22 protein-coding genes are annotated in these 25,027 nt (G+C 66.7%); 12 read left to right on the forward strand and 10 right to left on the reverse strand.

Annotated elements, in window-relative coordinates; translation table 11 throughout:
* Position 1 precedes the first annotated feature (1 nt).
* Together HUK68_RS12385 and fumC are read right to left on the reverse strand one after the other, a co-directional pair.
* On the reverse strand, positions 2-478 hold the full coding sequence (locus tag HUK68_RS12385; RefSeq protein ID WP_175504430.1) for a hypothetical protein: 477 nt from the start codon (positions 476-478) through the stop codon (positions 2-4).
* A 213-nt stretch (positions 479-691) separates the two neighbouring features.
* Positions 692-2,107: a class II fumarate hydratase gene (fumC, locus tag HUK68_RS12390; RefSeq protein WP_175504431.1), complete on the reverse strand. Its 1,416-nt coding sequence runs from the start codon at positions 2,105-2,107 to the stop codon at positions 692-694.
* 199 nt (positions 2,108-2,306) lie between these two features.
* Between fumC and HUK68_RS12395 the strand changes: the two genes are divergently transcribed.
* Positions 2,307-3,860: a fumarate hydratase gene (locus tag HUK68_RS12395; protein WP_175504432.1), complete on the forward strand. Its 1,554-nt coding sequence runs from the start codon at positions 2,307-2,309 to the stop codon at positions 3,858-3,860.
* A 92-nt stretch (positions 3,861-3,952) separates the two neighbouring features.
* Positions 3,953-4,798: a glutamate racemase gene (gene murI, locus HUK68_RS12400; RefSeq protein WP_175504433.1), complete on the forward strand. Its 846-nt coding sequence runs from the start codon at positions 3,953-3,955 to the stop codon at positions 4,796-4,798.
* Positions 4,799-4,954: 156 nt separating this feature from the next.
* Here murI and HUK68_RS12405 read toward each other — a convergent pair whose 3' ends face one another.
* The 3 genes from HUK68_RS12405 to murB form a co-directional block, all read right to left on the reverse strand.
* The gene (locus HUK68_RS12405) at positions 4,955-5,467 is read right to left on the reverse strand and encodes a M48 metallopeptidase family protein (RefSeq protein WP_175504434.1); all 513 of its coding nucleotides are present in this window, start codon (positions 5,465-5,467) and stop codon (positions 4,955-4,957) included.
* Positions 5,467-6,102 carry a DUF6806 family protein gene (locus tag HUK68_RS12410; protein ID WP_175504435.1) on the reverse strand — a complete coding sequence of 212 codons (636 nt, stop codon included), beginning with the start codon at positions 6,100-6,102 and terminating at the stop codon, positions 5,467-5,469. The genes HUK68_RS12405 and HUK68_RS12410 overlap by 1 nt, the downstream gene beginning before the upstream one ends.
* A gap of 159 nt (positions 6,103-6,261) precedes the next feature.
* On the reverse strand, positions 6,262-7,323 hold the full coding sequence (gene murB / locus HUK68_RS12415; protein ID WP_175504436.1) for a UDP-N-acetylmuramate dehydrogenase: 1,062 nt from the start codon (positions 7,321-7,323) through the stop codon (positions 6,262-6,264).
* A 107-nt stretch (positions 7,324-7,430) separates the two neighbouring features.
* Between murB and HUK68_RS12420 the strand changes: the two genes are divergently transcribed.
* From HUK68_RS12420 to HUK68_RS12430, 3 genes are read left to right on the forward strand one after another with little or no spacing between them, the layout of a single operon-like run.
* Positions 7,431-7,916 (forward strand): YajQ family cyclic di-GMP-binding protein, encoded by a 486-nt coding sequence (locus tag HUK68_RS12420; RefSeq protein WP_175504437.1) that lies wholly within the window; start codon positions 7,431-7,433, stop codon positions 7,914-7,916.
* 10 nt (positions 7,917-7,926) lie between these two features.
* Positions 7,927-8,601 carry a retropepsin-like aspartic protease family protein gene (locus tag HUK68_RS12425; RefSeq protein ID WP_175504438.1) on the forward strand — a complete coding sequence of 225 codons (675 nt, stop codon included), beginning with the start codon at positions 7,927-7,929 and terminating at the stop codon, positions 8,599-8,601.
* Positions 8,602-8,625: 24 nt separating this feature from the next.
* Entirely contained in the window at positions 8,626-9,645 is a 1,020-nt protein-coding gene (locus tag HUK68_RS12430; RefSeq protein WP_175504439.1) for an HD-GYP domain-containing protein, read from the forward strand.
* Positions 9,646-9,649: 4 nt separating this feature from the next.
* Here the strand turns inward: HUK68_RS12430 and plsY are convergent, their stop codons facing one another.
* The 3 genes from plsY to HUK68_RS12445 all read right to left on the reverse strand — a co-directional run bounded on the left by plsY (position 9,650) and on the right by HUK68_RS12445 (position 11,938).
* Positions 9,650-10,294 (reverse strand): glycerol-3-phosphate 1-O-acyltransferase PlsY, encoded by a 645-nt coding sequence (plsY, locus tag HUK68_RS12435; protein ID WP_175504440.1) that lies wholly within the window; start codon positions 10,292-10,294, stop codon positions 9,650-9,652.
* Between the two features lie 94 nt (positions 10,295-10,388).
* Positions 10,389-10,883: a Cys-tRNA(Pro) deacylase gene (gene ybaK, locus HUK68_RS12440; protein WP_175504441.1), complete on the reverse strand. Its 495-nt coding sequence runs from the start codon at positions 10,881-10,883 to the stop codon at positions 10,389-10,391.
* Positions 10,880-11,938, reverse strand: coding sequence for an aldo/keto reductase (locus HUK68_RS12445; RefSeq protein ID WP_175504442.1), 1,059 nt, complete (start codon positions 11,936-11,938; stop codon positions 10,880-10,882). Before HUK68_RS12445 ends, ybaK begins: the two co-directional genes overlap by 4 nt.
* 106 nt (positions 11,939-12,044) lie before the next feature.
* On the opposite strand from HUK68_RS12445, the gene HUK68_RS12450 reads away from it, so the two are divergent.
* A complete protein-coding gene (locus tag HUK68_RS12450) occupies positions 12,045-13,001 on the forward strand; it encodes an alpha/beta fold hydrolase (RefSeq protein WP_175504443.1) in 957 nt (318 codons plus the stop codon).
* A 33-nt stretch (positions 13,002-13,034) separates the two neighbouring features.
* Here the strand turns inward: HUK68_RS12450 and HUK68_RS12455 are convergent, their stop codons facing one another.
* Both HUK68_RS12455 and HUK68_RS12460 read right to left on the reverse strand, forming a co-directional pair.
* On the reverse strand, positions 13,035-13,361 hold the full coding sequence (locus HUK68_RS12455) for an AprI/Inh family metalloprotease inhibitor (protein WP_175504444.1): 327 nt from the start codon (positions 13,359-13,361) through the stop codon (positions 13,035-13,037).
* 163 nt (positions 13,362-13,524) lie between these two features.
* Complete coding sequence (locus HUK68_RS12460; RefSeq protein ID WP_175504445.1) at positions 13,525-14,973, reverse strand: serralysin family metalloprotease; 1,449 nt, start codon at positions 14,971-14,973, stop codon at positions 13,525-13,527.
* 488 nt (positions 14,974-15,461) lie between these two features.
* Here HUK68_RS12460 and HUK68_RS12465 point away from each other — a divergent pair, with 488 nt between their 5' ends.
* The 6 genes from HUK68_RS12465 to HUK68_RS12490 all read left to right on the forward strand — a co-directional run bounded on the left by HUK68_RS12465 (position 15,462) and on the right by HUK68_RS12490 (position 25,015).
* Complete coding sequence (locus tag HUK68_RS12465; protein WP_175504446.1) at positions 15,462-16,304, forward strand: IclR family transcriptional regulator domain-containing protein; 843 nt, start codon at positions 15,462-15,464, stop codon at positions 16,302-16,304.
* 27 nt (positions 16,305-16,331) lie between these two features.
* Entirely contained in the window at positions 16,332-18,059 is a 1,728-nt protein-coding gene (locus HUK68_RS12470; RefSeq protein ID WP_175504447.1) for a type I secretion system permease/ATPase, read from the forward strand.
* Position 18,060: 1 nt separating this feature from the next.
* A complete protein-coding gene (locus HUK68_RS12475; RefSeq protein ID WP_175504448.1) occupies positions 18,061-19,812 on the forward strand; it encodes a type I secretion system permease/ATPase in 1,752 nt (583 codons plus the stop codon).
* 52 nt (positions 19,813-19,864) lie between these two features.
* A complete protein-coding gene (locus HUK68_RS12480) occupies positions 19,865-21,229 on the forward strand; it encodes an HlyD family type I secretion periplasmic adaptor subunit (protein WP_175504449.1) in 1,365 nt (454 codons plus the stop codon).
* A 286-nt stretch (positions 21,230-21,515) separates the two neighbouring features.
* Positions 21,516-23,276 (forward strand): type I secretion system permease/ATPase, encoded by a 1,761-nt coding sequence (locus HUK68_RS12485; RefSeq protein ID WP_175504450.1) that lies wholly within the window; start codon positions 21,516-21,518, stop codon positions 23,274-23,276.
* Between the two features lie 32 nt (positions 23,277-23,308).
* Positions 23,309-25,015: a type I secretion system permease/ATPase gene (locus HUK68_RS12490; protein ID WP_175504451.1), complete on the forward strand. Its 1,707-nt coding sequence runs from the start codon at positions 23,309-23,311 to the stop codon at positions 25,013-25,015.
* Positions 25,016-25,027 lie beyond the last annotated feature (12 nt).

Raw genomic sequence — 25,027 nt, forward strand, 5'->3', positions numbered from 1 at the left:
GCTACCAGCCGGCGCACGAGCCCTGGCTCGACACCGACACGAAGCGCTCGACCAGCAGCACCAGTTCCTGCTCTTTCGCCGACGGCGGCGCATCGGCGCGCGCGCGCAACACCCAGCGCCCTTGCACTTCCACCAAGAGCGGCGCACCGGGCGCAGCCCGGCTTGCCAGGTAGGCCGCATCGAGCAAGGCCTTGTCGCCCGCCTCGGCCACGCGCATCTCGGCGCCGCTGCGGCATTCGGTGAAGCGCCCGGCATCGGCCTGCTGGCGGTAGGTACCGCGCCAGGTCTCGGTGCGCTCGGTGGGCTGCAGCGTGGCCGCCTGCAGCGCGGGCGCGACGGCCGGCGCCTGGGGTTTGGCGGCAGACATCCAGCCGGTCAACGACGGCATCGAGGGCATCGACGGCATGCGCAGTCCGGAGCAGCCGGAAAGCGCAATGGCGGCGGCCAGCAGCGCGGTGCGCAGGGGCGGGAGATACATGGGAAGCTTTCGGGCGGGGAACAAGGCGCGCACCTTAGCAGATGCCAGGCGTCCGGCCGCAGCACTGCATCCTCTCGGGGCAAGGACGCTCATCCTGCGAATCGGATTCGCAGGCAGGCTCGGAACGCATGACTGATACCGTTCGTCCTGAGCCCTGAGCCCTGAGCCCTGAGCCTTTCGGAGGGTCGAAGGATGAGCCGCCACTCCTCGATTTCAGGCCATCCCGTCCCTGCTCAGATTCCCCACCATCTGCGACGGCACCACCCAGGCATCGAACTGCTCGGCCGTCAGGTGGCCGCTGGCCACGGCGGCTTCGCGCAGGCTGGTGCCTTCGCGGTGGGCCTTCTTGGCGATGTAGGCGGCCTTGTCGTAGCCGATATGCGGGTTCAGCGCCGTGACCAGCATCAGCGAGCGCTGCACCAGTTCGGCAATGCGCTCCTCGTTGGGCGTGATGCCCACGGCGCAGTGGTCGTTGAAGCTGCGCATGCCATCCGACAGCAGGCGCACGCTCTGCAGGAAGTTGTGGATCACCATCGGGCGGAACACATTGAGCTCGAAATTGCCCGAGGCACCGCCAATGTTGATGGCCACGTCATTGCCCATGACCTGCGCGGCCAGCATGGTCAGCGCCTCGCTTTGCGTGGGATTGACCTTGCCCGGCATGATGGACGAGCCCGGCTCGTTCTCGGGAATGCTGAGCTCGCCGATGCCGCTGCGCGGGCCGCTCGACAGCCAGCGCACGTCGTTGGCGATCTTGGTCAGGCTCGCGGCCAGGGTCTTGAGCGCGCCGTGGGCGTGCACCAGCGCATCGACGCTGGCCAGGGCCTCGAACTTGTTCGGGGCGGTGACGAACGGCAGGCCCGTGATTTCCGCGAGCTCGACGGCGACCGCGCCCGCATAGCCATTGGGCGCGTTCAGGCCCGTGCCCACGGCCGTGCCGCCGAGCGCGAGTTCGCACAGGTGCGCGATGGACGCGCGCACATGGCCCTGGCCGTGGGCCAGCTGCGCGACATAGCCCGAGAACTCCTGGCCCAGCGTCAGCGGCGTGGCGTCCTGCAGGTGGGTGCGGCCGATCTTGATGATGCCGTCAAAGGCGCGCGACTTCTCCTCGAGCGTCGCCTGCAGCTGGGCAATGGCGGGAAGCACCTGGTACGTCAGGCCCTGCACGGCCGCGACATGCATCGCCGTGGGGAACACATCGTTGCTCGACTGGCTCTTGTTCACGTCGTCGTTCGGGTGCACCAGCCGGCCTTCGCCGCGCTCGCCGCCCAGCAGTTCGCTGGCGCGGTTGGCCAGCACCTCGTTGACGTTCATATTGGTCTGCGTGCCCGAGCCGGTCTGCCAGACGACCAGCGGGAACTCATCGTCATGCTTGCCTTCGACGACTTCGTTGGCGGCGGCAATGATGGCTTCGGACTTGGCACCATCGAGCAGGCCCAGTTCGCGGTTGACCTGGGCCGACGCGCGCTTGACCAGCGCCAAGGCATAGATCAGCTCGCGCGGCTGGCGCTCGCCCGAGATGTCGAAATTCTGCAGGGAGCGCTGGGTCTGCGCGCCCCACAGCCGGTCGGCCGGGACCTCGATCGGGCCGAAAGTGTCACGTTCCTGTCGCGTTGCCGGTTGCGTCATCCGCAAGTCTCCATAAGGTGAAAGAAAACAATCAAATGAATGATACCCATTCTCACTGGCTCATTCCCCGTGGACCGTGGCATGGTGCACAAGACAGCGTGAATCCGTCAACTGTTATAGAAGACTGGCGCACTTTGCAGCGCTTTGCCGCGAAGCACAGGATAATCGCGGGTTGCGTTCCCCACATAGAAAACCCACGATGACAACCACGATCCGCCAGCAGGACCTGATCGATTCGATCGCAGGCGCCCTGCAGTACATCAGCTATTACCACCCTGCCGACTACATTGCCCACCTGGCGCGCGCCTACGAGCGCGAGCAGAGCCCGGCGGCAAAGGACGCGATGGCCCAGATCCTGACCAACTCGAAGATGTCGGCCATCGGCCACCGTCCGATCTGCCAGGACACGGGCATCGTCAACGTGTTCCTGAAGATCGGCATGGACGTGCGCTGGGAAGGCTTCACCGGCGGACTCGAGGATGCGGTCAACGAAGGCGTGCGGCGCGGCTACAACCACCCCGACAACATGCTGCGCGCCTCGGTGGTGGCCGACCCGCACTTCGCGCGCAAGAACACCAAGGACAACACGCCGGCCGTGATCTTCACGCAGATCGTTCCCGGCAACACCGTCGACATCACCGTCGCGGCCAAGGGCGGCGGCTCGGAAAACAAGTCGAAGATGATCATGATGAACCCCGGCGACAGCATCGTCGACTGGGTGCTCAAGACCATCCCGACGATGGGCGCGGGCTGGTGCCCGCCGGGCATGATCGGCATCGGCATCGGCGGCACCGCCGAGAAGGCCGTGCTGCTCGCCAAGGAAAGCCTGATGGAAGACCTGGACATGTATGAACTCCAGGCCAAGTCGCAGCGTGGCGAGAAGCTCGACCAGGTCGAGGAAATGCGCCTCGAACTGTACGAGAAGGTCAACGCCCTGGGCATCGGCGCGCAGGGCCTGGGCGGCCTGTCGACGGTGCTCGACGTCAAGATCAAGATGTACCCGACGCACGCGGCGTCCAAGCCCGTGGCCATGATCCCCAACTGCGCCGCCACGCGCCACGCGCATTTCGTCATGGACGGCTCGGGCCCGGTCTACATGGACCCGCCTTCGCTGGACCTGTGGCCCAAGGTCGAATGGGCGCCCGACACGCAAAAGAGCAAGCGCGTCGACCTGAACGCCCTGACCAAGGAAGAGGTCGCGAGCTGGAAGCCCGGCGACACGCTGCTGCTCAACGGCAAGATGCTGACCGGCCGCGATGCGGCGCACAAGCGCATCCAGGACATGCTGGCCAAGGGCGAACCCCTGCCCGTCGATTTCACCAACCGCGTGATCTACTACGTCGGCCCCGTGGACCCGGTGGGCGACGAAGCCGTGGGCCCGGCCGGCCCGACCACGGCCACGCGCATGGACTCGTTCACCAACATGATGCTGGAGAAGACCGGCCTGATCGCCATGATCGGCAAAGCCGAGCGCGGCCCGGTGGCCATCGAGGCCATCAAGCAGCACAAGAGCGCCTACCTGATGGCCGTGGGCGGCGCCGCCTACCTGGTGTCGAAGGCCATCCGGAACGCCAAGGTCGTGGGCTTTGCCGACCTGGGCATGGAAGCGATCTATGAATTCGACGTGGTCGACATGCCCGTCACGGTGGCCGTCGATGCGGGCGGCACCAGCGCCCACATCACCGGCCCGGCGATCTGGAAGGAAAAGATCGCCACCGGTCAGTTCAAGGGCATTGCGGTCGAAGGCGTCTGACGCCTGCCACCGGGCTGCGTCCTGCAGCCCGGCGCTGGACGGGGCATACTGGCACGCGGGCCGGTCCGGCCCGCCTTTTCCTGTCCCACCCCATGCATCCAGCCTCCCCCATCGGCATCTTCGACAGCGGCATCGGCGGCCTCAGCGTCTTGCAGGCGCTGCGCCATGAACTGCCGCACGAGCACTTCATCTATGTGGCCGACAGCGGCTACGCGCCGTATGGCGAGCGCGACGAGGCTTTCGTGCAGCAGCGCACCAGCGCCATCGCGCGCCACCTGCGCGCGCAGCATGGCATCAAGGCATTGGTCATCGCCTGCAACACGGCCACGGCCGCGGCCGTCGAGCATGTGCGCCGCGAAATGCCCGACCTGCCGCTGATCGGCGTCGAGCCTGCGCTCAAGCCCGCGGCGCTGGGCAGCCAAACGCACCATGTGGGCGTGATGGCCACGCGCGGCACCGTCAGCAGCGCACGCTTCGCGCGGCTGCTGGGCGAGCATTCGCAGAACACGCATTTCGCCGTCGAGGCCTGCGACGGCCTGGCGCATGCCATCGAACAAGCCACCGAACTGCCGCAGCCCGCGGACCTGCACAGCACCGAGCTCTGGGCGCGCTGCGCGCAGCATGTGCAGGCCCTGGGCAGCTTCGGCCTGAAGACCGGCGAGATCGACACGCTGGTGCTGGGCTGCACCCACTACATCTTTGTCAAGGACGAACTGCGCGCGCTGCTCGGCCCCGAGGTGCAGCTGATCGACACCGGCGCGGCCGTGGCGCGCCAGGTGCGGCGCCTGCTGGGGCAGATGGACCTGCTGGCGCCCGCGGGCGGCGGCGCGCCAGAGATCGAGCTGTATGCAACGGGGGGGTTGAACAGCCTGAAGGCTGCGGCGCAGCGCTGGCTGGGGGTGGCGCCGCAGCGGTGCGAGGCGGTGGAGATCGGGTAGGAACTTGAGAGCAGAACGTCCAGCCTTCGACCCTTCGACCCTTCGACATGCTCAGGGCTCAGGGCTCAGGGCTCAGGGCTCAGGGCGAACGGCAAAGAATCCGTTCGCCCTGAGCCCAGTCGAAGGGTGAGCGGCCTCACTTAAAACCCAGCCCTGTCAACTCTCGCCCCACAACCTCCCCCCACCCGCCTCCAGATGGGTGAGATACAGGCGCACATCGAACTCATACTGGTGGTATGACGGCTCCATGTGTGCGCACAGCTGGTAGAACGCCTTGTCGTGGTCCTTCTCGCGCAGGTGGGCCAGTTCGTGGACCACGATCATGCGCAGGAATTCCTCGGGGGTGTTCTTGAACATCGAGGCCACGCGGATCTCGTGGCGCGCCGACAGCTTGCCGCCCTGCACCAGCGAGCGGCTGGTGTGCAGTCCCAGCGCATTGCGCACCACATGGATCTTGCTGTCGTAGGTGACCTTGTGCACCGTGCCGCCCTTGCGCAGATGGCGCGCCTTGAGTTCGGCCGTGTACTCGTAGAGCGCCTTGTCGGTGCGCAGCGCATGCGCCTGCGGATAACGGCGCTGCAGCAGTTCGGCCGTGCCGTTCTTCGCCAGCAGCGCGCGCACCTGGTCTTGCAGCTGCGCCGGATAGGAGCGCAGGTAGGGAAGGTCCATCAATGCAGGTGGCGCGGGCGGCGGCCGCCGCCGCTGCCGTGTCCGGAACCACCCGAGCCGCCCGGGCCGCGTGGCGGCTTGCCGATCTCGAGCGAGTTCACCAGCGCGTCGAAGCGCAGCGAGAACAGCTTGTCGATCTCGGCGACCACGCCGCCGAGTTCGGCGCCGTCGAAATGGCGCTCCATCATGTTGACCACATCCTGCACCAGCAGGTCGCGCTGCACCTGCATGATGGCCGCGGGCGTCGGGCCGACGAACAGCATCACGAAGTCGTCGCGCGACTCGGCATCATCGGCCTCTTCCTCGTCGTCGAACTCGGTGTCGTAGAACGTGACTTCAATCGCCGCGCCCTGCTCCGAGAGCTCGTTGAGGTTCATGCACATCTCGTCGAGCGACTGGCGGAAATCGTCGTCGCCGCGCACCGTCCAGCAGACCTGCAGCCGGTGCTCGCGCGCGTCGAACTGGATGCCCGGCTCTTCTTCGTAGACGCTGGCCGCGCCATCGGCCAGCGAACGCGCGCCGGCATAGGTCCACAGCGGCTTGAGCGCTTCCTGCAGCTGCTCGAAGCTGGTCTGGGGCGTCAGTACCACCTGGCCGTGGACATGGATTTCAAAGGGAGGGTTGTAACTTGACATGTTCGAATCTCGCTGGGGCACTGGCCTGGGGAAAACCGCTGTTTGTGACGTGTCTTTTTCGGGGCAATTTCCACGCGCCGTCCGGAGAGCACCATGCAGACCGGACATCCCGCCGTGCCGAGACCGGTTATTTTCGCATGTATCGCAGCCGCGCAGGGCTCAGACCACGACCGGCTCGGGTTCAAGCCGGATGCCGAAGCGCTCGTAGACGCTGGTCTGGATGGCGCGCGCCAGCGTCATGACTTCGCCGCCCGTGACGCTTGCGTCGTTGGAATTGCGGTCGCCGCGGTTGACCAGCACCAGCGCCTGGCGTTCGTAGACGCCGGCCTTGCCCATGGATTTGCCTTTCCAGCCGCAGGCATCGATGAGCCAGCCCGCGGCCAGCTTGATGCTGCCGTCCGTGAGCGGGTAATGCACGATGCGCGGCTCGCGCGCGATGATGTCCGCGCACTGCTCGGCCGTGACCGTGGGATTCTTGAAGAAGCTGCCGGCGTTGCCCAGCACCTGCGGATCGGGCAGCTTGGCGCGGCGGATCTCGCAGACCCAGTCGAAGATCTGCCGCGCCGTGGGCTGGTCGACGCCAGCTTCGGCGCGCTTGCGCTCGATGTCCAGGTAGCCGATCTCGGGTTTCCAGGCCTTGGGCAGCGCGAAGCGCACGCGCGTGATGACCGCGCGCCCCGCCAGGCCCATGCCGCGCGCGCCGGCCGGCGCATGCTTGAACACCGAGTCGCGGTAGCTGAAGGCGCACTGCGCCGCATCGAGCGTGAAGCCCTGCCCCGTGCTCAGGTCGATGCCGTCGAGCGAGTCGAAGCGGTCCTGCAGCTCGACGCCATAGGCGCCGATGTTCTGCACGGGCGCCGCGCCCACGGTGCCCGGGATCAGCGCCAGGTTCTCCAGCCCGGGCAGGTCGTGGTCCAGCGTCCAGGCAACGAGGTCATGCCAGCGCTCGCCGGCCCCGGCCTCGACGATCCAGGCCGCGGGGGTCTCGCCCACCACGCGGATGCCCTTGATCTCCATCTTCAGCACCACGGGCTCGACATCGCCGGTCAGCACGATATTGCTGCCGCCGCCCAGCACCAGCACCGGCTGCCGGCCCCAGAGCGGGTCGGCGCGCAGCGCATGCACATCGCCATCGGAACGCACGCGCACCAGGGCATGGGCGCGCGCCGCGATGCCAAAGGTGTTGCTGTGCTGCAGGGGTACATTTTTCTCGACTAACATCAGGTGGATTGTCGCACCGCGCCCCGGGCCGCGCTGGGCACCGGCTTTCGCCGCTGCCGCCGCCGTACCGCCGTGCGCCCCCAGACCCTTTCAGGAAAGAGAAAACCATGCCATCCTTTGATACCGTTTGCGAAGCCGATTTCGTCGAAGTGAAGAACGCGGTGGAGAACGCCTCCAAGGAAATCGCCACGCGCTTCGACTTCAAGGGCAGCTCGGCAGCCGTCGAGCTCAAGGACAAGGAAATCACCATGTATGGCGATGCCGACTTCCAGCTGACCCAGGTCGAAGACCTGCTGCGCAACAAGCTGACCAAGCGCAGCGTCGACGTGCGCTTCCTCGACATCCAGAAGGCGCAGAAGATCGGCGGCGACAAGCTCAAGCAGGTCGTCAAGGTGCGCAACGGCATCGAGTCCGAGCTGGCCAAGAAGCTGCAGAAGCTGATGAAGGAAAGCAAGCTCAAGGTCCAGGCCGCGATCCAGGACGAAAAAGTGCGCATCACCGGCGCCAAGCGCGACGATCTGCAGGCCGCGATGGCGTTGATCCGCAAGGAAATCGACGACGTGCCGCTGTCGTTCAACAACTTCCGCGATTGAGCGCTACGCGATGGGCGCAGCTGCCTGGCTGGCCACTGCCGGCGTTCTCGGACTGTGCCTGGCGCCGGCATCGGCGAATGCACAGTCGGTGGCGCTGGCCGGCATCCTGGGCAGCAAGGCGCTGCTCGTGATCGACGGCGGCGCGCCGCGCAGCCTGGCGGCGGGCGACAGCCTGGGTGCGGTGCGGGTGCTGCAGGTCGGCCGTGACGACGCATTGCTGGACATCGCGGGCCGCCAGCAGCGGCTGCAGCTGGGTGCGGCGCCGGTGCAGCTGGGCGCGGGCCGGCCCGCGGACGCAGGTCCGTCGGACCGCCGCCCCGCGCGGCTGGTGCTCTATGCCGACAGCCAGGGACATTTCATCGAACAGGGGCTGATCAATGGCCAGTCCATGCGCTATCTCATCGATACCGGTGCCAGCACCGTGGCCATTGGCCGCGCCGAGGCCGACCGCCTGGGCCTGCCCTACCTGCAGGGCCAGAGCGTGCAGATGGGCACGGCCAACGGCGCGGTGCGCGCGTGGCGGCTGCGGCTCGACTCGGTGCGCATCGGCGGCCTCGAGGCGCGCGGCGTCGATGCCGTGGTCACGCCCCAGCCCATGCCGTTCGTGCTGCTGGGCAACAGTTTTCTCGCGCAGTTCCACATGACGCGCCAGGACGACCAGATGGTGCTGGAAAAGCGCCGCTGACCCCCTTTGGCATCCGCTCCTTCCATGTCCCACACCCTTAGCGCGCCCACGCTGGCGGCCGATCAGCACTACGAAGACCTGCGTGGCCTCTGGGCCGAGCTCGAGGCCGCGCTGGCGCTGCTGCTGGGCGCGCCGCTGCAGGTACAGAACTTCGCCGCCCGGCTGCGCCAGCTCGGCGACTGGCTGCAGGAACTGGTGGCGCACGACAGCGATGCCGCGCTGTACCTGATGTTCCAGCTGGCCGCCGATTCGGCCGCAGGCTACAGCGCCTCGCATGCGCTGGTCACCGCCACGCTGTGCCAGGTGCTTGCGCCCGAGCTCGAACTGCCGGCGCACGAGCGCCAGGCGCTGGTGTCTGCGGCGTTCACCATGAACATCGGCATGACCCGTCTGCAGGACCAGCTGGCGCTGCAGCGCGAGCCGCCGACGGCGGCGCAGCGCGCGCAGATCGAACGCCATCCGCTGGAGAGCCAGGCGCTGCTGGTGCGGCTGTTCATCGACGACCCGCTGTGGCTCGAGGCCGTGGGCGCGCACCATCCGCAAGGCAAGGCCCCGGCCCCGCTCGCGCAGCTCGCTGCGGGGCAGCGGCTGGCGCGCATCTTGGCCGGCGTCGACCGCTACGCCGCGATGCTGAGCCCGCGCAAGTCGCGCAGCGGGCGCAGCGCCACCGATTCGGTACGGGTCATCGTCGGCAGCGAGCCGGCCTGGGGCGATGAAGTCGGCTATGCGCTGGTGCGCCGCGTCGGGCTGTGCCCGCCCGGCACGCTGGTGCGGCTGGACAATGGCGATACCGCCGTGGTGCTGCGCCGCAGCAGCCAGCCACTGATGCCGCTGGTGGCGCGCGTGCTCGATGCTTCTGGACAACCGTTCAAGACCCCGGCGCTGCACGATACCGCGCGCGGTGCGCCGCGCATCGAGGCCGCGCTCGCGCGCTCGGCGCTGGCCCAGCGCATCACGCCGCTGACGCTGGCGCTGCTGGGGGTCTATGTCGGCCGCTCGCGCCCCGCGCCGGCCGCAGCGCGGCGCGAAGCGCCGGCCAGCTGAGGCTTCAGCCCTTGGCCTTGGTGTCGGCCTTCTTGCCCAGGCGCGACTCCTTGCCGGCCATCAGGCGCTTGATGTTCTCGCGGTGGCGCCAGATCAGCAGCAGCCCCATGGCGATAATGGCCGCCGTGACCGGAGCTTCCGCATACCAGGCCACGCCACTGAACAGCACGTAGTACAGCGGCGCGAACACCGCGGCGACCAGCGAGGCCAGCGACGAATAGCGGAAGAAGTAGGCGATGATCAGCCAGGTCAGCGCCGTGGCCAGGCCCAGCCAGCCGCTGATGCCCAGCAGCACGCCCAGGGCCGTCGCCACGCCCTTGCCGCCCTGGAAGCGGAAGAACACCGGATAGAGATGGCCCAGGAACGCAGCCAGGCCGACCGCGGCCAGCGTGCCGTCGCCCAGGCCGTAGGGCCGGCCGAACCAGTGCACCAGCGCCACCGGCAACCAGCCCTTGATCGCATCGAGCAGCAGCGTGGCAATGGCCGCAGCCTTGCTGCCAGAGCGCAGTACATTGGTGGCGCCCGGGTTGCCGCTGCCATACGTGCGCGGATCGTGCAGGCCCATGACCCGGCTGACGATCACGGCAAACGACAGCGAGCCGATCAGATAGGCGGCCAGCGTGGCGAGGATGGGATAAAACGCGTTCAATTCATTTCCTTGGCCCGCATCGGGCCGGTGTGCAACAACAGGTCGCGCCGGCACCGGGCGGCGCCTGAGCGCGCGCCCGCCGCGCGCGGGAGTGCTATTCTGCCAGCGCGCACTGCACCGGCCGCGCTTGCAGCAGATCCAGACATACCCGGGGGTCGAGCTGCACCAGGAAACCGCGGCGCCCGCCATTGATGGCAATGCGCGGCAGATCGAGGATGCTTTGCTCGATGTACACCGGCATCTCGCGGCGCGTGCCGAAGGGCGAGGTGCCGCCCACCAGATAACCGCTGTGCCGGTTGGCGACCTCGGGCTTGCAGGGCTCGACCGACTTGGCGCCGATCTGGCGCGCGAGGTTCTTGGTTGAAACCTTGCAGTCGCCATGCATCAGCACGATCAGCGGCTTCGCGTCCTGGTCCTGCATGACCAGGGTCTTGACCACGCAGTGCTCGTCGAGGCCCAGGCTCGCGGCGCTGTGCGACGTGCCGCCATGCTCCTGGTACTCGTACGGGTGCTCGGTGAACGCCACCTTGTGCGCACGCAACAGCTGCGTGGCCGGCGTTTCGCTCACGTGGGCGGACTTCTTGCTCATACCGCGGGATCGCGCATTTCCCAGCGCAACTGGTCGATCCCGGCCAGCAGCTCGGGCGCCAGCGGCGTGCCCCAGACCGCACAGTCTTCTTCGAGCTGGGCCAGCGAGGTCACGCCAATGATGGTGCTGGCCACGCAGCGCCGGCCGTAGCAGAACGCCAGGGCCATCTGCGTCGGGCTCAACCCATGGTCGCGCGCCAGCTGGTTGTAGCGGCGCGCGGCCGCCAGCGCATCGGGCCGGCCCCAGCGCTGCTTGCGCACCGATTCATACGACAGCCGCGTGCCCGCGGGCGCGTCGGGGCCGGTAATGCCGCTGGCGTCGTACTTGCCGCTGAGCAGCCCCACGCCCAGCGGTGAATAGGCCAGCAGCGAGACATCGAGGCGGTCGCAGGTTTCATCGAGCGCGTTCTCGTAGCTGCGGTTGAGCAGGCAATAGGGATTCTGGATGCTGGCGACGCGCGGCAGGCCATGCTCCTCGGCCAGGCGCACGAACTCATGCACGCCATACGGGGTTTCATTCGACAGGCCGACATGGCGGATCTTGCCCTGGCGCACCAGCGTGGCCAGCGTTTCGAGCTGCTCGCGGATCGGGGTCTGGGTCGTTTCCTTGGCCGGGTCGTAGTAGAGCGCGCCGAACGCCGGCACATGGCGTTCGGGCCAGTGGATCTGGTAGAGGTCGATGGCATCGGTGCGCAGCCGGCGCAGGCTGGCCTCGCACGAAGCCACGATGTCGGCCGAGCTCATGCCCGCGCCTTCGCGGATCCAGGGCATGCCGCGCGACGGACCGGCCACCTTGCTGGCCAGCACCAGCTTGGCGCGCATGCCGGGGCGGCTTGCAAACCAGTTGCCCAGAATGGTCTCGGTGGCGCCGAAGGTCGCGGCGCGCGCGGGCACGGCATACATCTCGGCGGTATCGAGAAAATTGATGCCGAGCTCGACTGCACGATCGAGGATGGCATGCGCCGCGGCTTCATTCACCTGCTCGCCAAAGGTCATGGTGCCCAGGCAAATGGGCGTGACCTGCAAATCGCTTTTTCCTAACTGAACCTTGTGCATGCAATCTCCGGTGACTGGGATGAGAGCCGCCAGTTTACGGAATCCTGCGGCCCGGCTGTCCCTGCGACGACTGCAAACGCGCGCGCGCCGGGAAATAATCGCCGCCATGTATACCGAACAACGCCCCGGCCGCTGCGAAACCCTGCCCGTACGCGGGATCGACTACCACGTGCGCCGCTGGGGGCCATCCACCAGCTCCAGCTCCAGCACCAGCGGCGCGAGCGCGCGGGCGCCGCTGGTGCTGGTGCATGGCTGGATGGACGTGGCCGCTTCGTACCAGTTCGTGGTCGATGCGTTGTCGGCGGATTTCATGGCCGGGCGCACGATCATCGCGCCCGATTGGCGCGGCTTCGGCCTGACGCGGCCGAAGGCGCCGGTCGACCATTACCAGTTTGTCGACTACCTCGCCGATCTGGACCAGCTGCTGGACCACTACGCGCCCGGGCAGGCGGTCGATCTCGTCGGCCACAGCATGGGCGGCAATGTCGCCATGCTGTATGCCGGCGCGCGGCCCGCGCGCATCCGGCGCCTGGTCAATCTCGAAGGTTTCGGCCTGGCCGCGACGCAGCCCGGCGACGCGCCCGCGCGCTATGCGCAGTGGCTCGATGAAATGCAGGCGCTGGCGCGCGGCGAGCTCGATCTCAAGCACTACGACAGCCTGGACGGCGTGGCCCAGCGGCTGCGCAAGACCAACCGCCGCCTCGATGCGGACAAGGCGCTGTGGCTGGCGCAGCACTGGGCCGCACCGGATGCCGATGGGCGCTGGCACATCCTGGGCGACGCCGCGCACAAGGTCACCAATCCGCATCTGTTCCGGGTGGACGAGGTGCTGGCGCTGTATGCCGCGATCACCGCGCCGACGCTGGCCGTCGAGGCCAGCGACGACAGCCTGGCGCAGTGGAACAAGGGCCGCTACACGCTGGCCGAATACCACGCGCGGCTGGCCCATGTGCGCGACTGCCGCACGGCGCGCGTCGACGATGCGGGCCACATGCTGCACCACGACCAGCCGCGCGCCGTGGCGCAGCTGATCGAGCAGTTCCTGGGCGATACCCAGGCATAGGCCGCACGCCATAGGCCGCCCAACGCGCCGGGCTCATCGGGCGCCCGGCTTCCTATCCATGCGCATGCCGGCATCGCTGGCGATGTCGCTGCGATAGCCATTGGCCTCGCGCGAGAAGAAAATCAGCGTGCTTCCCTCGCGGTCGAGCAGGGAGATGCCATCGGGCGCGGGACGCCAGGCCACCGCATTCATGGAGAAGTTGCAGGCTTCGGGGCAGGTATCCACCGTAAGCCGGTATCCATTGGCGTTCGGAATTTCATCGATCCACAAATGGATGGCGCACGAGCGCCCCGCATCGGACAAGACCCAGTCTCCGGCCAGGTCTCGCGCCAGCGGCACGGGAGGCAGCGTACTGCCCATGGAAGCAGCGGTAAACATGCTTGAGAGCAAAAGAGTGGAAATGAGCCTCATGATATTGGACTTTCAAAAAGTGGCAGAAATTTCCTGCCAGGCTGCATCGCCCTGATGGTTGATTCAATGATGGGATGAAATTCCGGCATTTGCCGGAATTTCATCCCTCAGATCACATGATCAAATCATGCGCGAGGTCGATCTGCCCGACCAGATGAATCTTCATATCGGGAATGCCATCTTTATCAAGACTCAGCAAGATATCACTGGTGTTGCTCTGGGCATCGTAGGACATTACCACTTCGCCTGCCGCACCCGTGAAAGCCTGTGAAACGTGGATAAATCCTGGCTGGCCCGCCTTTTGGTTGAAAAACGAGAAGTCGATCTTGTCGATGCCGGTTTGGAAATCCATGATCTTGTCGAATGCCGCCACGGTGGAGTCGGAGGCCTGGGTATAGACAAAGACGTCCGCTCCGGCGCCGCCCTTGAGCACATCCTGGCCGGCGCCACCATAAATGGTGTCGTTTCCGTTGCCGCCATCGATGGAATTGTCGGCGGCGTTGCCGACGATCACGTCATTGCCCGACCCGCCGATTGCATTCTCCAGCGTCACACCCTTTGCAATCGACACATTCTTCTTCATTCCGCCGACGTCCGAGAACGAGGCCTCGTTGAGATTGATATTCTGGTTCTGGCTGTAGCCGGAGAAATCAAAGGTATCATTTCCACCCGCATCCCAGACGGAGAAAATCACCTTCTGGTCCGAGCTTTTGATGGTGAAGAAATCACGCTCGGAATTCGAATTGAAACCATAGACGGTGTCCCCAGTCCGGGTTTCCATGTTCGCTCCATACAGGCGCTGGATGGCGGCAATGTCATCCATGAGCGGCGCAGCGGCGTAATAACCCTTGTTATCGCCACCGGTATTGGCCTCTGCCCAATAGCTCATGCTGGTGTACTGGCGGGTATCCTCCGCATAGGATGCATTGCGATAGGTCGGGTTGCCTTGGCCAGCGTTGTAATTGCCAGGATGGTTCAACCCCAGGGTATGACCGATCTCATGGGTGATGGTCAATCTGCCGTAATTGCCCAGCTCCGGGTGCAGGTTCGCATACAGGCCGTCACGCGTCGTGGCTTGCGAGTAGTTGATGTTGAACCACGCCTGGCCATCGGAGCTATGGCCGCGGTAGTCCCGGGGCGCATAGGTGAACGGCATCATGGCATAGGCCTGTCCCTGTCCGACATAGTTGCCGAAGGTGATATTGGCTTTTTCCGTGGGCGCTTTCTTGACGAAAGTGATATTCGCCAGGTCGGACCAGGATTGCAGCGCCAGTTCAGTCTGCTCCTGCTGCTGCTCGGTGAATTTGCTGAGCCTGGTATTGCGGCCCACGTTGTACTGGTTGTATTGCCATTCGGGGAAGGAGTAGCTTACTTCGGCCTCCTTGCCGATCACACCGGGACCATTCCAGGTTTTATTGTCGCGTGAAATCTGTTTTCCGGCGGCGTCGACGTCGTAGGACGGCTTGTAATTGCGCCCTGCATCACCGCCACGATTTGAATTATTCAGAACACTATTGACCGAGCTTACCGAAGTCGAAACAGAAACATTGTTGACGTTCATCACTTAACCACCTAAAAGATATGAATTGCGCTTTTCAGTTCTGTCATGGCGGGAGCGAGGTTCAAGGAATGAACGCGCGCCCACCGATACGGGCATATCACCCGACAAAAGAAATTGACAACTGATTTGCAGAGAAGTCCAGAAGGACAGGCAGAGATATCGAAACCATGAAATTCGCTGTGGCTACCCCTTGAATTTCCCCTGTGTTGCAGCGGTTTTTTCTCCCGCACTGCGTGAAGACCTTGAGAAAGCAAAGCCCTATTGCCCGACTGGCAATAATGAGCACAACAAAGGGTTGGTTGGTGAGAGGATGAAACCTTCAGCAAGTCACTGAAATCCATCCGCGTGCGGTCAAATGTCGCAACCAGATTAACCGCTTCACCGACATTCCGGATTGGTGATGACTGATTGTCGAGAATTTCAATGAGGTCGTTAATAGCGTTCACTAGGTGAACGAAATACCCGGATCAATTTCCGGGATTTAACCCATGTCCCATCCGATCGATGAAACCAATGCTGCCTATAAGGAAATTCGCAGCCTCAAGCGCGGCATCGAACTGCTGCGCTGCCTGAACCAGTGCCCCGGGGGAATCGGCACCACCAGCACACTGAGCGTAATGAGCCGCATCCCGCGCCCCACGGTCAAAAGGATCCTGGAAACCTTGAGGTCATGCGGACTGGTGCGCCCCACCGACCGGGACGGCCAGTACACGCTGACGTTCGAAGTGCGCAGCCTGAGCGAGGGCTTCATCGACGACGAATGGATCACGCAGGTTGCCGCTCCGCTGCTGCGGGCCTATGTCAAAGCACTGTTGTGGCCCTGCGACCTGGCGACCATGGAAGTCGAATTCATGGTGATACGCGAGAGCACGCATCGCTTCAGCATGCTCTCGCAGCACCATTCCATGATCGGCACGCGGCTGCCCATCCTGCTGAGCGCGGTGGGCCGCGCCTATCTCGCGGCCTGCACCGATGAACAGCTGGACAACATCCTGAACATGCTGGGCCGGCGCGACGACGAACTGGGCAAGATGGCCAGGAACAGGAGGGAGATCGACACGATGCTGGCAGAAACCCGCCGTTGCGGCTACTCGATCAACCGCGGCGAATGGGAGGACGAGCCCGACTTCTCCGCCATCGGCCTCGCGGTCAAGAGCGCAGGCCAGCTGATCGCGGCCATCAACATGGTCTATCCCAACGCTTCGGTCGATACCGCCGCCATCGAAGCCCGGTACCTGCCGGTGTTGCAGGAACTGGCGCAGCGCATCGGCCACGACAGCGAACCGTGGTTCGCGCAGGCAGCCGACGCGCCCGCGGGCCCGGGCCGCTAGCGCCGCAGGCCGCTGCCAAAGGCTGCAATGACGTCCACCCCCGCTCCCAGCGAGTTGCGCATGGCGCTGGCTGCGCTCAAGCCCTACTTTCGCCGCGCCGCAGCGTTGAGCCTGCTGTCCAGCATCCTGGTGCTCGCGCCCTCGGTATACATGCTCGCGGTATACGACCGGGTGGTGAACAGCCGCAACCCGCTGACGCTGCTGATGCTCACGCTTGCCGTGCTGGGCGCCTATGCAGTCATGGAGGTGCTGGAATGGGCCCGCAGCGAAATCATGCGCGCGGCCGGCATCGCGCTCGATGCGCAGCTCAGCGAGCGCATCTTCGGCGCGATCTTCGCGGCCCGGCTGCGGCAACTGGCGGGGGGCACAGGACAACCCATCAACGACTTCAAGCTGGTCCGCGACTTCCTGCATTCTCCGGCCCTGCTGGCCTGGATGGAGGCGCCGGTGGCGCTGATCATGATGCTGCTGCTGTTTCTCATCAGCCCGGTGCTGGGCTGGTCGGCGCTGGTGTTCGCGCTGCTGCAGGTCGGCGTGGCATGGGCCAACGAACGGAGCAGCAAGCCGCTGCTGACCCAGGCCAGCCGCCAATCCTTCGTGGCCCAGCAATATGCCGACAACAGCCTGCGCAACGCCGAGGTCATCGAATCCATGGGCATGCTGCACGACCTGCAGGGCCGCTGGCTGAAAAAGCAGCGCGCCTTCCTGGACCTGCAGGCGCGCGCCTCCGAGAGCTCGGGCGGATTCGTGGCATTGGGCAAGCTGCTGCAAAACACCATGGGTTCGCTGCTGCTGGGCCTGGGCTGCTGGCTGCTGCTGCACGGCCAGCTCCATGGCGGCGAGGGCATGATGATCATTGCCTCGATCCTGGGCGGGCGCATGCTGGCGCCGCTGGTGCAGGCGGTCGCGCAGTGGCAGAACGTGATCCATGCACGCGACGCATGGACGCGGCTGCAGGCACTGCTGCGCGAGGTGCCGGCCGCGGCCGATGCCATGCCGCTGCCCGCGCCGCGCGGTCGCGTTCAGGTCGAGCAGTTGGTCGCGGGCGCACCCGGCATTGCCACCCCGCTGCTGTACGACATCCATTTCTCGCTCGATCCCGGCGATGTGCTGGCCGTGATCGGCCCGTCGGGCAGCGGCAAGACCACGCTGGCGCGCCAGCTGGTCGGATTGTGGCCCGCACTCGGCGGCAAGGTGCGCCTCGACGGCGCCGACATCCACAGCTGGAACAAGCGGGAACTCGGACCCCATCTGGGCTACCTGCCCCAGGACGTGGAGCTGTTCGAAGGCAGCGTCGCGGAGAACATCGCGCGCTTCGGCTCCGCCAACCCGGACGCGGTGGAAAACGCGGCCCGCGCCGTCGGAATCCATCAGTTCATCCTCGGCCTGCCCGGCGGCTATGCGGCCCCGATCGGAGCTGACGGCGCGCGCCTATCCGGCGGGCAGCGCCAGCGCCTGGCCCTGGCACGCGCGCTGTATGGCAAGCCGGTGCTGGTGGTGCTCGACGAGCCCGACGCCAACCTCGACCAGGAGGGCCACGCCGCGCTGACGCAGGCGATCCGCGGCGCCAGCGCGCATGGCACCACCTTCGTGATCGTCACCCATCTGGGCAGTGTGCTGCAGGCCGCGAACAAGCTGCTGCTGCTGTATGCCGGCAAGCAGCAGGCATTCGGCCCGCGCGCCGAGGTGCTGGCACCGATCCAGCGCGCCACGCGCGCCGGACCGGCTGGCAGCACTTCCAGGGACGGCTCCTGAGATGGCCCGCGCCCTGGAACGCGGCGCCGGGCGCATCCGCGCAGCGACACAGCGCAGCGAGTTGGCGGGCGTGCTGTGGTCGCTGCGCCGCGAATTCGCGATGGTGGCGCTCTTCAGCATGCTGACCAACCTGCTGCTGCTGGTGCCCACGCTTTACATGCTGCAGATCTTCGACCGCATCATGGTCAGCCGCAACCAGCTGACCCTGCTTTTCCTGTCGCTGATCACGCTGTTCCTGTTGCTGGTGATGGCATTTTCCGAGTGGACCCGCTCCAAGGTGCTGGTGCGCACCGGCATGCAGCTGGACAACCGGCTCGGGCCACGCGTTTTCCAGGCCAGCTTCGCCGCCCGCCTGGACCATGCCGGCACGCACGACAGCCAGGCCTTTTCCGACCTGCTGCAATTGCGCCAGTTCCTCACCGGCAACGGCATCTTCGCGCTGTTCGATGCGCCCTGGACGCCGATCTATCTCGCCGTGCTGTTTTTCCTGCACCCCTGGCTTGGCATCCTCGCGCTGGGCTTTGCGCTGGTGCAGGTGGCGCTGGTGCAATTCGGCCACCGCCGCTCGGTCGCCCCCACCGAAGCCGCGAACCAGGCCAACGCCGATGCCCGCGCCTACCTGCACAGCAAGCTGCGCAATGTCGAAGTGCTCGAGTCCATGGGCATGCTGCAGCATCTGCGCCCGCGTTGGCTGCGCCGCCACCGCGAGGCGCTGGCGCGGCTGGGCGCGGCGCAGGCGCTGACCCACCGCATCACGGCCTGGAGCAAGTTCGTGCGCTATTCACAGCAGTCACTGGGCCTGGGCGCAGGCGCGCTGCTGGTGATCAACGGCCAGCTCTCGCCGGGCGAGATGATTGCCGCCAACGTGTTGATGACGCGTACCTTGACGCCCATCGACCAGTTGGCCGGCACCTGGCGCGACTTCATCACCGCACGCGGCGGATTTGCGCGCCTGCAGGCCCTGCTGCATACGCATCCGGCGCGCGACGCCACACTGGCCCGCACCGACGCGTCCCGTGTCGAGCCCGGGGGCAGGCTCTGCCTGCATGACGTGCAGGCCGTTGCACCGGGGCGCGCGCAGCCGCTGCTGCAGGATATCAACCTGGTGCTGGAGCCCGGCACGGTGACCATCATCCTCGGCGCCTCAGGCGCGGGAAAGTCGACCCTGGCGCGCTGCATGGTAGGTGTCTGGCCCGGGCGCCGCGGCGCGGTACTGCTCGACGGCCGGCCGCTCGAACATTGGCGCCGGGCCGATCTCGGCCCCCGGATGGGTTACCTGCCCCAGGACATCGAGCTGTTCGAAGGCACGATCGCCGAGAACGTTGCGCGGTTCGGCGCCGTCGACCCGGACAAGGTCATCGCCGCGACGCGCAGCGCCGGACTGCATGAAATGGTCCTGCATCTGCCCGGTGGCTACGACACGCCGGTCGGCGAGGCCGGCGCGCTGCTGTCCGGCGGGCAGCGCCAGCGCATCGGCCTGGCGCGTGCGATCTACGGCCACCCGGTGCTGGTGGTGCTCGACGAGCCCAACTCCCACCTCGACGAGGCCGGCGAAGCGGCCCTGGTGCGCGCGGTGCGCGAACTGCGCTCACGGCGCAGCACGGTCGTGCTCGTCACCCACCGCCCCGGCATTGTCGCGGTCGCCGACCGCGTCATCGTGCTGCATGGCGGCAGGGTGCAGGCCGACGGGCCGCGCGATGCCGTGATCGAAGCGCAGCGTCAGGCGCCGATGCCGCCGCCGCCGGACACCTGAACGCAGCTGCCACGCCGCCACCCCCATCACCTTTCGACAAACCGGCTCCACCATGTCGCCATCCCCTGCACCACTTGCTGCCGCGCCAGCCGCGGCCGCCGACACCGACACCGACGCTCCTGAACTCGATGGCGCCCGGCTCGCGCGCCGCGCGGGACGCATCGGCCTTTGGATCCTGGCAGTGGGGTTCGGCGGTTTCCTGCTGTGGGCGGCTTTCGCGCCACTCGACGAAGGCGTGCCTGGCACCGGCGTGGTGGCCATAGACACCAAGCGCAAGACGGTCCAGCACCTGCATGGCGGTATCGTCAGCAAGGTGCTGGTGCGCGAGGGGGACACCGTGCGCAAGGGCCAGTTGCTGATGCAGCTGGACCCCACATCGACGGAAGCCAGCCATGCGGCCTCGCGCCTGCGCTATCTGGGCCGGCGCGCCGAGCAGGCGCGCCTCACGGCCGAATATGCCGGGGCGCAATCGCTGCACTTCCACGACGACCTGCTGGCCGCGCAGTCAGAGCCAGTGATCCGGCAGCAGATGCAGGTGCAGCAGCAACTGTTCCTGACGCGCAGCCGCCTGCTGCGCGCAGACCTGCAATCCATCGAGGAAAACATCCTGGGGCTGCAGGGCATGCAGCAGGCCTACGCCAGCATGCTGCAAAGCCGCACCCAGCAGCTGTCCCTGCTGAACGAGGAATTGCACAACCTGCGCGGCCTGGTCAGCGAAGGCTATGTGCCGCGCAACCGCCAGCTGGAGCTCGAACGCCAGGTGGCCGACGCCAACACGGCAATTGCCGATCTGCAAGGCAATGCGGTGCGCACGCTGCGCGGCATTGCCGAGCAGCGCCAGCGCCTTCTGTCGCGCCAGCAGGAGCAGCGCAAGGAGGTCGAGTCCCGCCTCACCGAAGTCGAGCGCGAAGTATCCGCCGAGCAGGAAAAATTCAAGGCCCTGGCCGACGAGCTGGCCCGGCTGGACATCCGCTCGCCCGCGGACGGGCAGGTGGTCGGCCTGATGGCCCAGACCGTCGGCGGCGTGATCCAGCCCGGCCAGACGCTGATGGACATCGTTCCGATGAACGCGCCGCTGCTCCTCGAGGCACGGGTGCCGCCCCATCTGATCGACCGCGTGCGTGCCGGCATGCCCGTGGATGTGCGCTTTTCCTCCTTTGCCCATTCGCCCCAGCTGGCGGTCGAGGGCCAGGTGCATTCGGTATCGGCCGACCTGTTGACCGACGAGAAAACCGGCACGACCTATTACCTGGCGCGGATCGGCGTCACCCCGCGCGGCATGCAGCGCCTGGGGCCGCGCCAGCTGCAGCCGGGAATGCCGGTGGAAGTGGTTTTCAAGACCGGCGAACGCTCGCTGCTGACCTACCTGCTGCACCCGTTGACCAAGCGCATCGCGGCCTCGATGACCGAGGAGTGAAGGCGGCCTGCAACGCACGCGCTCCGGAACTTTGCCTACCCGCGTGCCACTCATGCGCAGTGGGGATGGCAGGTTTGCAGTCTGCTGCTGCCGCGTGCGGCACAGCAAACACACAATTGGCATTTACTATTGAATTATTGATTTCAATAATAAATAGCTATAGAATTTGCCTATCGTCGATGGCGTGCTTTTCATCCTCTTCGACTGCAGCCTGCCGTGGCTCCAGCCAACGGGCAATGCCGAAAGCGCCATCCACTGGCCGGCACCACAACCAGAAGACAAGCCAATGAAAACCGATTCCTCTCCCAACGAACTGCGCCAGGCACTGGGCGCGCTCAAGCCCCATTTCCTGCGCGCCGGAGGGTTCAGCCTGCTGGCGAGCCTGCTGGTGCTTGCCCCATCGGTATACATGCTCGAAGTCTATGACCGCGTCGTGAACAGCCGCAACCCGTTCACGCTGCTGATGCTCACCGTGGCCGTACTGGCGGCATATGCGCTGATGGAGGTGCTGGAATGGGCGCGCAGCGAAATCATGCGCGCCGCCGGCGGCCAGCTCGATGCGCGGCTCCGCGAACGCGTCTTCGACGCCATCTTTGCGGTGCGGCTGCAGCGGCCGGGCAGCGCCAGCGTCCAGCCGCTGAGCGACTTGCGCCTGATCTGCGACTTCCTTCATTCGCCCGCGCTGCTGGCATTGATGGAAGCGCCGATCGCGCTGGTGATGATGGTGCTGCTGTTCGCCATCAGCCCCGTGCTGGGTTGGTCCGCGGTGGTGTTTGCGCTGCTGCAGGTGGGGGTGGCCTGGTGCAACGAGCGCCGCACCAAGCCGCCGCTGATGCAGGCCAACCGCAGCTCGATGGCAGCGCAGCAATACGCCGACGCCAGCCTGCGCAATGCCGAGGTCATCGAAGCCATGGGCATGCTGCGCCACCTGCAGCGCCGCTGGCTGGGCAAGCAGCGGCACTTCCTTGCGCTGCAGGCGCAGGCTTCGGAAAGCGCGGGGGGATTCCAGGCACTGGGCAAGCTGCTGCAGAACACGCTGGGCTCGCTGCTGCTGGGCCTGGGCTGCTGGCTGCTGCTGCACGGTCAACTGGGCGGCGGCGGCGGCATGATGATGATTGGCTCCATCCTGGGCGGGCGCATGCTGGCGCCGCTGGTGCAAGCGGTGGCGCAGTGGCAGGGCGTGGTCAACGTGCGCGATGCCTGGAGCCGGCTGCAGCAGTTGCTGGCGGCCGTGCCGGTGCGCGCTCCTGCCATGGCGCTGCCGGCGCCGCGCGGGCGGCTCCAGGTCGAGCAGCTCGTGGCCGGCGCGCCTGGCACGCCGGCGCCCATCCTGCGCGGCATGGCGTTCGCGCTCAACCCGGGCGATGTGCTGGCGGTGATCGGCCCCTCGGCCAGCGGCAAGACCACGCTGGCGCGGCTGCTGGTGGGCCTGTGGCCGGCGCAAGCCGGCAAGGTGCGGCTCGACGATGCCGACATCCACCGCTGGAACAAGCAGGAACTCGGTCCTCATCTGGGCTACCTGCCCCAGGGCGTGGAGCTGTTTGACGGCACGGTGGCCGAGAACATCGCGCGCTTCGGTGCGGTGCAGCCGGCCCAGGTCGAGGCCGCCGCGCGCGCCGTCGGCATGCACGACTTCATCCTGAGCCTGCCGCGCGGCTACGACAGCCCGATCGGCGAAGGCGGCGCGCGGCTGTCCGGCGGCCAGCGCCAGCGCATCGGCCTGGCGCGCGCGCTCTACGGACGGCCGGTGCTGGTGGTTCTGGACGAGCCCAACTCCAGCCTCGACGAGGCAGGCAACGCCGCGCTGGCACAGGCCATCGCCGGCGCCAGCGCCGAGGGCACGACCTTCGTGGTCATTACCCACCTCGCCAGCGTGCTGGGCGTCGCCAACAAGCTGCTGGTCGTGAGCGAAGGACGCCAGCAGGCGTTCGGCCCCTGTGCAGAAGTCCTGGGCGCGATGGCCAGGCAGACGCGCGCGGCGGGAGCCGGCCATGGCCCGGCCCCTGCGGCCCCCGCTGCCGCGCCGCTTCAGCCGACCCTTGCCTGATGCGCGCCGCGCCTTCACAGAAATCCGATGCCATGAAAAACCGTGCCCTCTTCCAGCGCAGCGAGTTGACACAGGCGCTGTGGTGCTTTCGCCGCGAGTTCGCCATGGTCGGCGTGTTCAGCATGCTGTCGAATCTGCTGCTGCTGTCGCCGACGATCTACATGCTGCAGGTCTTCGACCGGGTGATGGTCAGCCAGAACGAACTCACGCTGGCAATGATATCGCTGATCACCTTGTTCCTGTTCACGGTGATGGCCTTTGCCGAATGGATACGCTCCAAGGTGCTGGTGCGCAGCGGCATGCGCCTGGACAACCTGCTGGGTTCGCGCGTGTTCGAGGCCAGTTTCGAGGCGCGGCTGAGCCGCAGTGGCGACGCTGCGCCGCGCGCGTTCGGCGATCTGCTGGTGCTGCGCCAGTTCCTCACCGGCAACGGCATCTTCGCGCTGTTCGACGCGCCCTGGACGCCGATCTACCTCACGGTGCTGTTGTTCCTGCACCCGGTGCTGGGCGGCATTGCGCTGTGCTTTGCACTGGCCCAGGCGGCGCTGGTCTGGTTCGGCCACCGCAAGACCGTGGCGCCGGCGCAGGCCGCGAGCGATTCGGCGGCCGCGGCGCGCAGCTACCTGCAAGGCAAGCTGCGCAACGCCGAAGTGCTCGAACCCATGGGCATGGTGCACAACCTGCGCCCGCAGTGGGCCGAGCGCTACTGCCGGGCACTGGGCCTGCAGGGCGAGGCCCAGGGGCTCACGCACCGCATCACCGCGTGGAGCAAGTTCGTGCGCTATTCCCAGCAGTCGCTGGGCCTGGGCGCGGGCGCGCTGCTGGTGATCAACCACCAGCTGTCGCCGGGCGAGATGATCGCCGCCAATGTGCTGATGACGCGCACGCTCGCGCCCATCGACCTGCTGGTCAGCACCTGGCGCGGTTTCATCGCCGCGCGCGCCGCGTTTGCGCGCCTCGACGGGCTGCTCGGCCAGCACCCGGTGCGCGACCCGCGCCTGCAGCGCACGGCGCCGGCGGGCCGCATCGAGCTGCGTGGGCTGATGGCCCATACCCAGGACCGCGAGCAACCCATCCTGCACGGAGTGAACCTGGTGCTGCGCCCGGGTACGGTCACCGCCATCCTGGGGCCTTCAGGTTCGGGCAAGTCGACGCTGGCGCGCTGCCTGATCGGCGTGTGGCCCTGGACCAGCGGCGAAGTGCTGCTGGACGAACGGCCGCTGGCCGGCTGGGACCGGGCCGAGCTGGGCCCGCACCTGGGCTATCTGCCGCAGGACATCGAACTGTTCGAGGGCACGATTGCCGAGAACATCGCGCGCTTTGGCGACATCGACGCGCAGAAGGTGATTGCCGCGACGCGCAGCGCCGGGCTGCACGAGATGATCCTGCGCCTGCCGCAAGGCTACGAAACCCCCGTGGGCGAGGCCGGCGGGCTGCTGTCAGGCGGCCAGCGCCAGCGCCTTGCGCTGGCGCGCGCCATCTATGGCCAGCCGCAGCTGGTGGTGCTCGACGAGCCCAATGCCAATCTCGACGACGCCGGCGAAGCCGCGCTGGTGCGCGCCGTGCAGGAGCTGCGCAGCCAGGGCAGCAGCGTCGTGCTGGTCACGCACCGCCCTGGCATCCTGGCCGCCGCCGACCGGGTGCTGACGCTGCGCGGCGGCCGCATCGAAAGCGATGTGCCGCGCGACGCGGCATCCGCCGCTCCCGCCGCCCCCGCGTCGCGGCTGCACGCGCTGTGACACACGCCGCCC

Origin of the sequence: Comamonas antarctica, assembly GCF_013363755.1 — a bacterium.
In the GTDB taxonomy this organism is placed as follows: Bacteria; Pseudomonadota; Gammaproteobacteria; order Burkholderiales; family Burkholderiaceae_C; genus Comamonas; species Comamonas antarctica.